We start from the raw sequence: 13,082 nt of genomic DNA on the forward strand, positions 1-13,082 counted from the left end.
TTTACCGGGGGCGACGTTTGCCGGGGACGCGAGAATTGAAATTGGGCGGGCGTTTAGCGACCCAGGCAATGAATTTGGTCAGACGGGGATGGCTGCGTAGGGGCTCGATCTGGTGATAGGCTCTGGCAAGTTCAGCCTCGGACAGTGTGGCGTGGATCTCGCGGTGGCAGATGTCATGCAACAGAATAACCGGCCCACCCTTGCCACCCTTCAATTTTGGGATCAGATGGTGGAGGCTTTGTGGCACCCCATCAGGAATCGGGCGGTTGCAAAGTGGACAGATCGGATCGGACATGGGTGCGCCTTGTGGATCGTAGTATCGCATAGAATGCGCCAGAATTCGGTGATGACAAGGGGTAGGCGTGGCAATGGATTTTGATGCGGTTGTGATTGGGGCAGGACCGGCGGGTCTGATGGCTGCGGAAGAATTGGCGCGGGCCGGGCATAGTGTGCTGGTGGCCGAGGCCAAGCCTTCGGTTGCGCGCAAACTGTTGATGGCGGGTAAATCTGGCCTGAATCTGACCAAGGACGAATCGTTCGATCAATTGATTTTCAACTATGGCGAAGCCAAGGGTTGGCTGGCGCCGATGATACAGGATTTTGATGCCCAAGCGGTTCAAGACTGGGCGCGTGGGTTGGGCGTTGACTTGTTCACAGGATCAACCGGCCGGGTGTTTCCCAAAGTCATGAAAGCATCACCGCTGGTGCGGGCTTGGCTAGAGAGGCTGAGTGAGCTGGGTGTGCAACGTCGAACTGGTTGGTTTTGGCGGGGCTGGAACGGCGCGGACCTGCAGTTTGACACAGCCGAAGGCCCACAAGCGGTCACTGCTAAAGTCATCGTGTTGGCGCTAGGCGGTGCAAGCTGGGCGCGGTTGGGTTCGGACGGAACATGGGCACCGGTATTGGCGGAACAAGGTGTTCAATTGGCGCCATTCAAACCGGCAAACGCTGGGCTGGTGGTTGAATGGTCTGATCACATGGCTTCTCAGTTTGGTGCGCCGATAAAGGGTGTCGCCCTAAAGGCTGGCGACCTGACATCGCGCGGCGAGGCGGTGATTTCAGAGCGTGGACTTGAGGGTGGCGGAATCTATTCGATCTGTGCGGCGGTACGGGATGGCGCACCGTTGACGCTGGACCTGTTGCCGGATCTGTCCGAGGCCGAGGTTGCGCGCCGGTTGTCGCGGCCTCGGGGTAAGGCCAGCCTGTCTAATTATCTGCGCAAGGTGTTGAAACTGGATCCGGCGCGGATTGCGCTGTTGCAAGAGTTTGGCCGTCCGTTGCCTCAGGATGCGAGAGAATTGTCGCGGGTAATCAAGGTTTTGCCGGTAAAGCACGCTGGGCTTCGGCCGATGGATGAGGCGATATCGACGGCTGGTGGGGTGACACGTACGGCGCTGGACGATGGGTTGATGCTGCAGGCAATGCCGGGCGTGTTCTGTGCTGGTGAAATGTTGAACTGGGAGGCCCCAACGGGTGGTTATCTGCTGACGGGTTGTCTGGCAACTGGGCGCTGGGCAGGGCAGGCTGCGGTGCGGTTCTTGGGAAATGCGTGAAAGAATTAGCTTCCATGGAAACCCAAGGGAAGTAGACGCTACGTTCTAAGAATTCCTCTGGCTATCAATAGCGCGATAGGCTGCCCGTGGGGTGGCGATGCCAGGCTAATGGTGCCCACTTTATGTCTGCAATGTCCGTAAAAGCGCACAATGATGCGCTAGATCAGCCTAATCGCCAGCCCGCCGGAACGGGCAGGCGATTGCGCGGCGACCTGCGGTCTTGTTCCGCGCGTATCCCGTTTAGCTATCCAAATAACTCATCGCCTGTTTAAAGGCCGGACGTTCACGCATTTCGCGGGCATAGGCGCGCATCGTTTGGTCTTCGACCGGGAAACCGGCAACCAGCGCCCAGTTCAGGCATTGGGTCGCGACGATATCAGCGATGCCAAAGCTGTCACCCATCAAAAATGGACCGGTAAACTGTGCACCTTGCCGTGCCAGATTGCGTGTGAATTCCCATTTAAGGCTGTCCTTCACCTCGGGCACGCGCTTTTCTTCGGGCAGGATGAAACTGTGGCGGGCCGCAGTCCACAAAACCGCATCGAACTCATCCAGCCACAGGTTTGTCATGGCATCCTGCTTTGCCCGATCAACAGTGCCAGACGTTGCGGTCATTTTGCTGTGCTTGTCCGCTAGGTAGCTGAGAATAGCCATGGAATCGGTGATCACGTCATCACCGTCGACCAAAACAGGGACCTTGCCAGAGGTATTCAGTGCCAGGATCTCTGGGTGATGTGGCGTGTAATTGAAGAACTCATAAGGTTCTCCCAGTTCTTCGAGCATCCAGAGAACCCGAAAAGCTCGGCTTTTGACGCTTCCATATAGTTTGTACATTCTGATCCCTCGGTAACTGTTCGCGCCACAATGAAAGTTGTGGCGCCAAGGTCAAGAGGGTCAGCGGGCGCGGCTAAGCATGGCGAGCCGGATCAGCGCGCGCTCCATCAGGGCGAGGGCAGGGGCCGTTTGCCCGGCTGAGCGAAGCTGCAGATCGGTGTCGGTCAGCAATGTCAGCGCAGTTTCCAACCGATCAACGCCCCAACCCTGTGCCTGCCGCAACACTCGATCCCGGCGTTTGCCGTATAGCGGCGGGCGCAGGCGTCCGATCCCCTGTGAGGCACCGCCGGGGTGCGACGCGCAGGTATAAAGCGTGCGAAAATGGCGGGTGGCGCCGATACAAAGCGTGACTGCATTGGTGCCCTGCGATTGCAAGCGTCGAATCAAGGGGCCGATTTCACCGCTGCGACCCTCGGCCACTACATTCAACACATCATCCAGTGCGGCCTCGGTCGATTGTGGGGCAACGGCTTCGATGTCTTCCAATGTCAGTTGGCTGCTATCGCCATGTTTATAAAGCGCCAGCTTCTCGATCATGCGTGAAAAATCACCGGGGCCGATGTCATTGGCGATATCAGTCAGCGCCGACATGCTGTCGCCGGGGACATCGCGGATAGAGGCCTCGCCCAGGATACGCTCAATCTCGGCCCGCGAGGGTGGGTCGTCGTAGATGCCAACCGCATAGGCGTTGCGATGACCTTCGAATCCCTTACGGAGCTTTGATGTGGCTTTCAGCTGGCCACCAGTGACCACGATTTGGGCATCGCCAGGTTGCCATTCGTCCAGTGCAGCAAGAATCGCAGGAGCGGCCTGGTCATTGGCATCTTCGACAAACACGGCGCGGATGCCGGGAAAGAAACCCACGGCTTTGACTGCATCCAGCAATTGCGCGGGATCTTTGCGCAATCCGCCGGCAGGCATCCGGGTCAGGCGCATCTCTTCTTCGGCGTTGGGGCCCAGCAGGGCCGCCAGCATTTGCTGGCGCTTCAACGCCACCCGCATCGCGTCGCCACCGTAGATCAGAATTCCGGTTTTATCCGGTTCTGGACGGGCGAAATAACCGGTCGCGTCGCGCGGGCTGAGTTTCATGCTGGGGGGGCCACTGCCGGTGCTGGGTCTGCGGACAGATCAACGGTAGTCAAAAGCCGGGCGTTGATCTGATCAGCCAGAATTACCATCAGCCGCTGATGTGCGTCGCGCTCACTGGCTAGGGTTTCTACGGTTGAGCCGGTGGCGGAATAGCCAGTAAAGGCTTCTTCATCGCCGCTGGCAACCACTTTGCCATCTGATTTGCGGGTCAGCGTATAGCTGGCCTTGCCAAGAATAGCGTAGCGAGTGATCTGGCTGTCTTCGGTAATTGCCTGACCATCGTCACGGGTGCGCAGCGTCAGGTCCAATTGATAAGCCCCAGCGCCTGCGCGCCCAAGTCGGTGTTCCAGATTTTGGACCAGCAGATATGAATCGACTTCGCTGGTAGACGGGACGTCTTCGGGCGCTTGCACGGTGATCTGACCGTATAGCGCATCCCCGGTGCCACCAGAGGTGTGAACCGGGGTGAAGCCGCAGGCAGCCAGCGCCAAAGGCGCCAGCATTACCAGCAGAGATTTACGACTAAGCAACGACATTGACGATTCGTCCGGGCACAACAATCACCTTTTTCGGCGCATTGCCATTCAGCGCCTTTTGGACAGCTTCGGTTGCCAGAGCGATTTTTTCAACCTCTGCCTTGTCCATATCTTTTGGCACGCTGATTTCTGCACGTCGCTTGCCGTTGATCTGGATCGGAAGGGTCACTGTGGACTCAACCAGCATTGCCTCATCGACTTCGGGCCAAGGGGCCAGCGCCACCAAGCCTTCACCACCCTGATGAGCCCAGATATCCTCGGCCAGGTGCGGGGTCATCGGTGACATCAGCTGGGCCAGTGTCATGATGGCCTGTTTTTGAACAGATGCGCTGGCCTTGGATTTGGCCAGAGTGTTGGTAAAGGCATAAAGCTTGGCAATCGCTGCGTTGAAGCCGAAGGAATCAACACCCAGGGTCACATCACGGATGGCCTTGTGCATTTCACGCAGCAGGTCTTCGTCACCTTGCCCTTTGGCTGCAGGATCCATCGCGCCGATCTTGTCGCACAGGTTCCAGACACGGTTCAGGTGTTTGTAGGATGCCTCGGCGCCCGAAGCAGTCCATTCCACATCACGTTCGGGTGGCGAGTCGGACAGCACAAACCAACGGGCGGTGTCGGCACCATAGGACGAGATGATGGCCAGCGGATCTACGACGTTGTTCTTGGATTTCGACATCTTGGCCGAAGGAATCACTTTGACCTTTTCGCCAGTCTCTTTGACGAATACGCCACCGTCGCGCTCTTCGACTTCGGCGGGATAGTGATAGATCGTGCGGCCGTTATCATCCTTGCGCTCCGCGTTTTCAAAAATTGCGTGAGTCACCATGCCCTGGGTGAACAGTGCATCGAACGGTTCCTTAGCGCTTTCGGGCAGGTGGCCGCAGATCTGCATCGCACGGGCAAAGAAGCGCGAATACAGCAGGTGCAGAATCGCATGCTCGATGCCGCCGATGTACTGGTCGACATTCATCCAATATTCGGCCTCGGCCATATCGGTCGGTGTTTCGGCGCGCGGGGCGGTGAAGCGGGCGAAATACCACGACGAATCAACGAACGTGTCCATGGTGTCGGTTTCACGCTGGGCCGGTTTGCCACAAGACGGGCAGGCGCAGTTGCGCCAGCTGGGGTGACGGTCCAGCGGGTTGCCGGGGACCGAGAAGTCGATGGCCTTGCCGTCTTCGTCATAGGGCAGGGCAATCGGCAGGTTCTCTTTTTTCTCGGGCACTACACCGCAGTCTTCACAGTGCACCACGGGAATCGGAGCGCCCCAATAACGCTGACGGGACAGGCCCCAATCGCGCAGGCGGAACTTGGTGACGCCAGTACCCCAGCCAGCTTTTTCTGCAAAATCAACAGTGGCATTGATTGCCTCTTCGCCTGTGGCTTCATCAAGCCCAGCAAAGTGGTCAACCCACCGCACCTTCTCAGACTTGGTTGGCACAAAGGCCTCGTTTGCTACTGGAGTGTCATTGTCGAGCGCGAAGAAGGTGTCGACCACTGGCAAATCATACTTGCGGCAGAAATCAAGGTCGCGCTGGTCGTGGGCTGGGCAGGCAAAGATTGCGCCGGTGCCGTAGTCCATCAGGATAAAGTTGGCGATCCAGACGGGAAGTTCCGCGCCGGTGAGCGGGTGCTTGGCCTTGATGCCTGTGTCATAGCCCAGCTTTTCAGCGGTTTCGATGGCCTCTTCGGTGGTGCCACCTTTGCGGCATTCAGCAACAAATTCAGCGACTTCAACTGATTCGGCTTCCAGTTTCTTGGCGATCGGGTGATCAGGCGAGATACCGACAAAAGATGCGCCGTTCAGGGTATCCGGACGTGTAGTGTAGACCTCTATCGGTTCGCCACCGTCAGTACGTTCAAACGCGAACTGCAAACCGCGTGACTTGCCAATCCAGTTTTCCTGCATCAGGCGGACCTTGGCGGGCCAATTGTCCAAATCATCCAGCGCGGTCAGCAATTCGTCCGAGAAATCAGAAATTTTAAAGAACCACTGGGTCAGCTCGCGGCGTTCAACCAAAGCGCCCGAGCGCCAGCCGCGACCACCTTCGACCTGTTCGTTGGCCAGAACAGTCATGTCGACTGGGTCCCAATTGACCACTGCGTTCTTGCGGTAGACCAAGCCTTCTTCAAGAAAATCAAGGAACAAGGCCTGCTGCTGGCCATAGTATTCCTCGTCACAGGTGGCAAACATGCGGGACCAGTCCAGCGACAGGCCCAGCGGTTTCATCTGCTCGACCATGGTGTCGATATTGGCGTAGGTCCAATCCTTGGGGTGTCCGCCCGAAGCCATTGCCGCGTTTTCAGCAGGCATACCAAAGGCGTCAAACCCCATAGGGTGCAGCACATTGTGACCGGTAGACATCTTATAACGCGCTACGACGTCACCCATGGTGTAGTTGCGCACGTGTCCCATGTGCAGCTTGCCCGATGGATACGGGAACATCTCTAGTACATAGTATTTTGGCTTATCAGCCGTACGCTTGGCCTGAAAGATCCCGGCCTTATCCCAGGCTTTTTGCCATTTTGCTTCGATTTCGGAGGCTGAGTAGCGCGACATCAGTGCGGTCCTTTAAATAAAAACGCCGGGTCAAGACCCGGCGCTGTCATACTGAGGTTTTGGGCGATGATCCAGAGGCCAGCTGGATCAGAGTCTGGAGTCGGAAATTCGTAGCTGTCGGGCCCGCGACAATATGGCGTCCTCTACCGCACGAGTTGTAGCGGCGTTAACCGTTCCGCCCTTGGAATGCAGCGATACGTTCAGTGATCGAGCGTCCAGTGCTGGGTCCTTGATATGTACAGTGGCGCGATAAGAACGACCACCACCCGGAGGTGTGCCGTAACCCGTGATGATCAACCCGGTGAAGGGATCAACAGACTGGACCGGCAGAAAACCCAGAACATCCAGCGAAGCGGTCCACAGGTAGCGGTTCACCTGTACAGTTTGTTCGGCTTTTGACGATCCGAAGACATCCCAAATTGTTTCTCCTGGGTCATCAAAGTTTATTGCATCGCTAAACAGGCGTTCATCGCGCACTGGCGGGGCGTTGCTCGTGGTAGACTTGCTTTTCGCGCCATTTTTACCCCCAGAGGCACCACAACCAGCGATCAGGGTAACGAGACATATCATTCCGAGTTTTGTGAGCGAGCGCATATAGAGTCAATTTCCGTATCAAACTTCGGGTGCTGCTTAGTCCTAGACAAGCCGTCGCGCTGCAACAAGCTAATTTTTCAGGTGTTCTATAGAGCTAGAGGCCTCGTTTGGGCTAAAGCGTTAACATACTGTGACATCCTTGCACCAACTTTAGCGGGAAAAGAAAGTCGCCTTAGCAGAACCTTGCGCCCCGACCCCAAAAAGAGCGAAACGGGGTTCGTACTCAAGCTTGTGCTGTTAGGTGCTTGTTTGAGAGAAATCTAAACCCGAGGGAAAAAGATTATGAAAAAGATTCTCTTCGCGACTACTGCGTTGATCGCCACTGCAGGTATGGCCGCAGCTGAAATCAAAATTGGTGGTTCTGGCCGTTTTGGTGTTGCCTATAACGAAGGCGCATCCATGACAGATGCCAATGGCAACGACATTCCGGTAAACAGCACACGCATCGAACAGCGTATGCGTGTGAACATCACTGGTATCGCAACTACCGACGCTGGTGTTAAGTTCGAAGCTCGTATCCGTCTGGAAGCCAACGAAGCTGCAGATAACTCGATCTCTGGTAAAGGCCCAGGCGCAGTTGGTTTCGCTGTTTCCTATGAAGGTCTGCGTGTTGACGTTGGTCACGTATCCGACGCATTCGACTCGGGCGACGTTGTTGACCTGTACGGATACGGCGTTGGTCTGACTTCGTTCATCGAGCAGAACGCTACTTCGGCAGGCATCACCAACAACGGCTTTGGTGCTGGCGGTGCTGACTACACAACTGTAAAAGTTCGTTACAGCATGAACGACTTTACCGTTGCTGCGTCTTACTCGAAGAACGAAAAGTTTGACGTAGGTGCTACAGCTGGTCCAACAGCTGGTTCACAGAACGACCACACCAACTACCAAATTGGTGCTGCTTATAACTTCGGCGACTACAACGTTGGCGCTGCTTTCGGTTCCGAAGACGACAACGGAACTGAGAATGACTACTGGGCTGCTTCGTTTGGTGGTAGCGTAGGTGCTGCTTCGTTCAGCCTGCTGGTTACCGACTCTGACGAAGCTGACGACCTGACTTTTGGTGGTTCGATGAACTACGCTATTTCGTCGGCTACAGACCTGCGCGTTGCATTCTCTGACGGTGGCGCTTCTACCAACGAAACTGCCTTTGGTGTTGGCTTCCGCCACAGCCTGGGCGGCGGTGTGTCCCTGCGTGGTGGTGTAGGCCGCAACGCAGCTGACAACAACGTTGCTGACTTGGGTGTTGCACTTAGCTTCTAAGCTAATCTGAACATCACAGTTCTTAGGGCGGTCTCTTCGGAGGCCGCCCTTTTCTTTTGTTGCAAAACAGTGTTTCTCTGACCCAAACAGATATGAGGGCGGAAATGTCGCTGGATGAAATCAAATCCCGAATTGCCAAGGCCGAGGCCGCTGCTGGACGTGAGCCGGGCGCGGTTACCTTGATCGCCGTTTCCAAAGTTCAGCCGAATGAGCGTGTTGAAGCGGTACTGGAACAGGGCCAGCGGTGTTTTGGAGAAAACCGGGTGCAAGAGGCGGCTGGCAAGTGGCCGGACTTTATGCAGCGGTTCGAAGGTGTTGATTTACACCTTATTGGTCCATTGCAAACCAATAAGGCACGCCAGGCGATGGAACTGTGCCATGCAATCCATTCCGTAGATCGGCCTAAACTGGCCAAAACCATTGCCCGGTTGGCGCAAGAAATTGGTCGTTGTCCGGATGTGTTCCTTCAAGTGAACACAGGTGAGGAAGAGCAAAAGGCAGGCGTGTTGCCTGCTGCGGCTGATGATTTTATCGCCGAGTGTCAGGCGCTTGACCTGCCGGTCAAAGGTCTGATGTGCATTCCCCCAGTAAGCGAAGATGCGTCAAAGCACTTTGCACTGCTGGCCGAAATTGCAGCGCGCAACGGGTTGACTGGTCTGTCGATGGGGATGAGTAGTGACTTTGAGACGGCAATTGCGCATGGTGCGACTCATGTGCGGGTTGGGTCGGCAATTTTTGGTGCGCGTGGCTAGGTGCTAGCCTAACATAGGGACAATAACACGCGTCCCAGGTTGCACGCGTGCAGCCAACCAATGCAGATCAGAACGGGAAAAGGCGATGCAGCCTTCGGTTGGATAACCGGGGCGACGCCATTGGTGTATAAAAATGGCCGAACCCTTGCCGGGCTGCGCATTTGGCCAGTTCCAATCCATCACTAAAACCAGATCATAGAGCGGATCGGCGCGGCGCAGATGTTCATGGCTGAAATCATAAGGTGCGCGCACATGGTGGTTGTAAGCGATGTCATTGACGTCATCTGACCACAGGTCGCCGGGGCCAATGGGCCTAGCCCAGTCAGCCGGGCGGAGAATACGGTCGGGGCGATAGTACATCCCAACGATGCGATGTGTTCCGACAGGGGTTGCTCCGTCGCCTTCACACTTGTCATACGTCAACCCGCCTTTGCCAATAGAGCAGGGCAGTCGTCGACCACCAAACCGCACGCCGTTGGGAGTTAGGACCAGATCGTTTGGACTCACAGCATATGTCCTGACTTGCTTGCCTTGGTGGCGAGATAGCCCCGGTTGAAGTCGTTTTCGCCGACCTGCAGCGGAACGCGTTCTGTCACCTTGATACCAGTCTGTTCCATCATGGTGATTTTCTTGGGGTTGTTGGTTAGCAATCGCACCTGCGTGAACCCCAACTTGCGCAGGATTTCAGAGCCAAGCCGGAAGTCGCGTTCGTCGTCCTCAAACCCCAGTCGGTGATTGGCCTCCACGGTGTCAAAGCCCTGATCTTGCAGGGAATAAGCGCGCATTTTGTTGGCCAGTCCGATGCCACGACCCTCTTGGTTGAGGTACAACAAGACGCCCGCGCCTTCGGTCCCCATCTGCGCCAAAGCCCCGCGCAGCTGTGGGCCGCAATCGCATTTCAAAGATCCCAGAACGTCACCGGTAAAACAGGCGGAGTGCAACCGCACCAGAACGGGGGCGTTGCGATCTGGGCGGCCGATTTCGATCGCGTAATGCTCTTCGTTGCCATCTTCGGGGCGAAAGATGTGCAGACGACCAGCTTCGGCGGCCTCGACCGGCAAACGGGCAGCTGCGACGGGATGCAGAGGAGAGCTTTGATCCAGCAATGGTAAGGCTGCGGATTGGTTGATAAGGGTCAGCCCATGCTCCGCCGCAAACGCCGATGCGTCGGTTACCGAAACCAGCAACGCAGCCGGTAATAGGCGAGCGGATTTCACCAGGGCGATTGCCAGGCGGTGCAGCCCGGCATCTCCATCGCGCAGGCAGTGAAACGGGCCTTTCATTGGAGAATTGAGATCATCGGCTGGATCGGCCAGTGCTTGGACCCAATTCAGGTCAGCACTGTCGGGCAGCGCTATACGCGCGATGTCATCGTCGTAGACAAGAGCCTTTAGGGTTTCCGCCCTCCGAGCTGTTAGGGCGAGAGAGACAGCCCCTAGATTACGCAGGTCAGACAGCCGCTGGCTGCTTAGGCTTTCAGATGCAATTGCCAGCGCGGCAACACCATCACCGTTTAGGACCACTGGCAGACCCATGCGCAGATCAACCCGCGCGCGGGCTAGCAGCTCAATCATTGTGGGCATCAGGCTCATCAAGGGATTCCGGTGTGTGATGGTAGTAAGGCAGGTGATAGTTATGCCCAATTGCAAGGAAAGTGAAACATTTACCGCGCACAAAACACGTGCGCGTGAGGGCCTTGCAGCAAATCTTGCTGTTTCGCTGTGTGGGGCACATGTGTGAATAACAGGACAGGAGGGTTTCCCAATGGCACAACTCAAGAAAATACTACTGGTCGATGATGACGAAGACCTGCGCGAAGCACTGAGCGAACAGCTCGTGATGACAGAAGACTTTGATGTCTTTGAAGCGGACAACGGTCAAAGCGCGATGGAGCGTGCCAAAGAGGCCCTTTATGATTTGATCATTCTGGACGTTGGCTTGCCAGATACTGACGGACGCGAGCTGTGCCGGTTGATGCGCAAGCAGGGGGTTAAAGCTCCGATCTTGATGCTGACCGGGCATGACAGCGATGCCGATACCATTTTGGGTCTGGATGCCGGTGCCAATGACTATGTTTCCAAGCCGTTCAAGTTTCCAGTGCTGCTGGCCCGTATTCGCGCCCAATTGCGTCAGCACGAACAGTCGGAAGATGCAGTTTTCGCACTGGGGCCGTATACATTCCAGCCCGCTATGAAAATTCTGGTGACCGAAGATGACCGCAAGATTCGCCTGACTGAGAAAGAGACCAATATTCTGAAGTTCCTGTACCGATCAAACGATGGAGTGGTTGCCCGTGAGGTGCTGCTGCATGAAGTTTGGGGTTACAACGCCGGTGTCACCACCCATACGCTGGAAACTCATATCTACCGCTTGCGGCAGAAAATTGAGCCAGATCCGTCAAATGCACGGCTTTTGGTAACTGAATCCGGCGGATATCGGCTGGTTGCCTGAGTAATTTTTGGTTCGGGTGTTTAATATGATAAATAAACACCTAACTATAATTTAACACGACCCCGCGCATATCCGGGTTATGATATGCACCTCCCTGTTGAACTGGCCGGGCCTTGAGCCCGGCCTTTTTTTGTTCGCGTTTTAGCGGTTCAAAACACGCAGCCGACTTTCAAACTCGCCGCGGTCGACATAACAGCCGTGCAAGTGGCGGAACCCGGTCTGTGGGTCAAATGCCCCGCGTCCATGCAGCACCCGCCGATTGTCAAAGACAACCATTTCACCGGCCTTCAGTTTCAGCGTAACCAGATAGGCTGGGTCTCGGGTCATGATCATGTATTGGCGATAGGCCCGGTAGTACCGGGTCATTAGGGTTGGCTCCAGATCCAGGACATCAGCAATATGCGCATTAAAACAGATTTCGATCACCTGTCCGTCTTCGTCCAGATTGATCACCTTTTTCCGGCTTCTGATGTCGGTGTTCTCGTCATGGAACCGAAACGGAATAGACACCGTCGAGAGCAATTCAAAAGCGTCGGGATCTAGTTGCCGAAGATCTTCGGCTATGGCATAGCCGTCGCAGAACAAGGATCCGCCACCCTGTGCCTCGTTGGCTAGGCAGTGCAGGAATTGAAAGCCAGGCGGCAATTCCTGATTAGTCAAATCAGTGTGTAAAGGCAGCGCAATCGAGGTATAGGCCAGATTGTTGGGGTTAGGTTTTGACTGCACTTCGAAGGTCAGGCCAAAGTTGGTTTCGCGCAGAAATCCGATGCGGCGGGCGACATCCATGCCTGCATCCGTATTATCGTCCAGTCCTTCGACTATGGAAAAGCCAAATATCTGTGTCTCTACCATCCAGTTTTTCAGGGCTGCGTCAGACGCTAGAATGTCACCGGCCTTGGCGCGTGGAACGCCGTTGGCCCCTAGATTCTTTCGCCAAAGAGTGAAACCGGTATGAGCGGGATCGGTTACACGCTCACCTGGTCTGCAGCCTCGCAGCCAATCCATGTCAAAGGCGCTAACTGTGTCGTCCCCGGCCCACCAGATCGTGAGCGTCTTGTCATCAGCCTTGATTTTCAGCGGGCAGACATCCAGCGAGAAGGAGGTCAGGTCGCGGGTTCGCTCTTGGGTTTGGGGGTGAAATGCGGCAGGGTCGTTGTCACGCAGCCAGATGTAGGGGAAATCGGCACAGGTGCCGTCCTGCCAGTTGATATGAACCATGGCAGTTTCAGGACGCAAAGATGCGTTGGTCATTTAGAGACCTCCAAAAAGAAATTTTGTCGTGGGAAAACCTGTCGGGGCCTCAGCCCCGCAATCTGGGCTGTGGCGGTGGCCACCAATCAAAGGCCTTTTTGTAGGGGTGTCCGGGGCGTCGCCCCAACACTGCAGGCATGTGCGTTTTCCAATGCAACATCATTTTGGAACAGTGTTACTTGAGCAGGAAATTGAAAAA

13 protein-coding genes are annotated in these 13,082 nt (G+C 55.8%); 4 read left to right on the forward strand and 9 right to left on the reverse strand.

All coding sequences use genetic code 11. From position 1 onward, the window contains the following. Position 1 precedes the first annotated feature (1 nt). On the reverse strand, positions 2-295 hold the full coding sequence (locus tag DL239_RS12790; protein ID WP_167684493.1) for an HNH endonuclease family protein: 294 nt from the start codon (positions 293-295) through the stop codon (positions 2-4). Positions 296-368: 73 nt separating this feature from the next. On the opposite strand from DL239_RS12790, the gene DL239_RS12795 reads away from it, so the two are divergent. Further along, positions 369-1,553, forward strand: coding sequence for a TIGR03862 family flavoprotein (locus DL239_RS12795; protein ID WP_167684605.1), 1,185 nt, complete (start codon positions 369-371; stop codon positions 1,551-1,553). A 240-nt stretch (positions 1,554-1,793) separates the two neighbouring features. Here DL239_RS12795 and DL239_RS12800 read toward each other — a convergent pair whose 3' ends face one another. From DL239_RS12800 to DL239_RS12820, 5 genes are all read right to left on the reverse strand, one after another. Further along, positions 1,794-2,387 carry a glutathione S-transferase family protein gene (locus tag DL239_RS12800; protein WP_167684494.1) on the reverse strand — a complete coding sequence of 198 codons (594 nt, stop codon included), beginning with the start codon at positions 2,385-2,387 and terminating at the stop codon, positions 1,794-1,796. Between the two features lie 60 nt (positions 2,388-2,447). Then, positions 2,448-3,476: a DNA polymerase III subunit delta gene (holA, locus tag DL239_RS12805; RefSeq protein ID WP_167684495.1), complete on the reverse strand. Its 1,029-nt coding sequence runs from the start codon at positions 3,474-3,476 to the stop codon at positions 2,448-2,450. Next, positions 3,473-4,012, reverse strand: a complete 540-nt coding sequence (gene lptE, locus DL239_RS12810; RefSeq protein ID WP_167684496.1) for an LPS assembly lipoprotein LptE — start codon at positions 4,010-4,012, stop codon at positions 3,473-3,475. Before lptE ends, holA begins: the two co-directional genes overlap by 4 nt. Continuing rightward, positions 3,999-6,572: a leucine--tRNA ligase gene (gene leuS, locus DL239_RS12815; RefSeq protein ID WP_167684497.1), complete on the reverse strand. Its 2,574-nt coding sequence runs from the start codon at positions 6,570-6,572 to the stop codon at positions 3,999-4,001. Before leuS ends, lptE begins: the two co-directional genes overlap by 14 nt. Before the next feature lie 87 nt (positions 6,573-6,659). After that, positions 6,660-7,142: a DUF3576 domain-containing protein gene (locus DL239_RS12820; protein WP_240931857.1), complete on the reverse strand. Its 483-nt coding sequence runs from the start codon at positions 7,140-7,142 to the stop codon at positions 6,660-6,662. Positions 7,143-7,448: 306 nt separating this feature from the next. Here DL239_RS12820 and DL239_RS12825 point away from each other — a divergent pair, with 306 nt between their 5' ends. After that, positions 7,449-8,429 carry a porin gene (locus DL239_RS12825; protein ID WP_167684499.1) on the forward strand — a complete coding sequence of 327 codons (981 nt, stop codon included), beginning with the start codon at positions 7,449-7,451 and terminating at the stop codon, positions 8,427-8,429. A 104-nt stretch (positions 8,430-8,533) separates the two neighbouring features. Continuing rightward, complete coding sequence (locus tag DL239_RS12830; RefSeq protein WP_167684500.1) at positions 8,534-9,181, forward strand: YggS family pyridoxal phosphate-dependent enzyme; 648 nt, start codon at positions 8,534-8,536, stop codon at positions 9,179-9,181. Between the two features lie 3 nt (positions 9,182-9,184). On the opposite strand, the gene DL239_RS12835 is transcribed toward DL239_RS12830, so the two are convergent. Continuing rightward, complete coding sequence (locus DL239_RS12835; RefSeq protein ID WP_369410568.1) at positions 9,185-9,688, reverse strand: L,D-transpeptidase family protein; 504 nt, start codon at positions 9,686-9,688, stop codon at positions 9,185-9,187. Next, positions 9,685-10,773, reverse strand: a complete 1,089-nt coding sequence (gene ribA, locus DL239_RS12840) for a GTP cyclohydrolase II (protein WP_167684501.1) — start codon at positions 10,771-10,773, stop codon at positions 9,685-9,687. The genes DL239_RS12835 and ribA overlap by 4 nt, the downstream gene beginning before the upstream one ends. Before the next feature lie 172 nt (positions 10,774-10,945). Here ribA and DL239_RS12845 point away from each other — a divergent pair, with 172 nt between their 5' ends. Beyond that, positions 10,946-11,632 (forward strand): response regulator transcription factor, encoded by a 687-nt coding sequence (locus tag DL239_RS12845; protein WP_167684502.1) that lies wholly within the window; start codon positions 10,946-10,948, stop codon positions 11,630-11,632. A gap of 141 nt (positions 11,633-11,773) precedes the next feature. Here DL239_RS12845 and DL239_RS12850 read toward each other — a convergent pair whose 3' ends face one another. Next, the gene (locus DL239_RS12850) at positions 11,774-12,883 is read right to left on the reverse strand and encodes a TauD/TfdA family dioxygenase (RefSeq protein WP_167684503.1); all 1,110 of its coding nucleotides are present in this window, start codon (positions 12,881-12,883) and stop codon (positions 11,774-11,776) included. Positions 12,884-13,082: the final 199 nt, after the last annotated feature.

Source organism: Parasedimentitalea denitrificans (assembly GCF_011813015.1).
Lineage (GTDB): Bacteria > Pseudomonadota > Alphaproteobacteria > Rhodobacterales > Rhodobacteraceae > Parasedimentitalea > Parasedimentitalea denitrificans.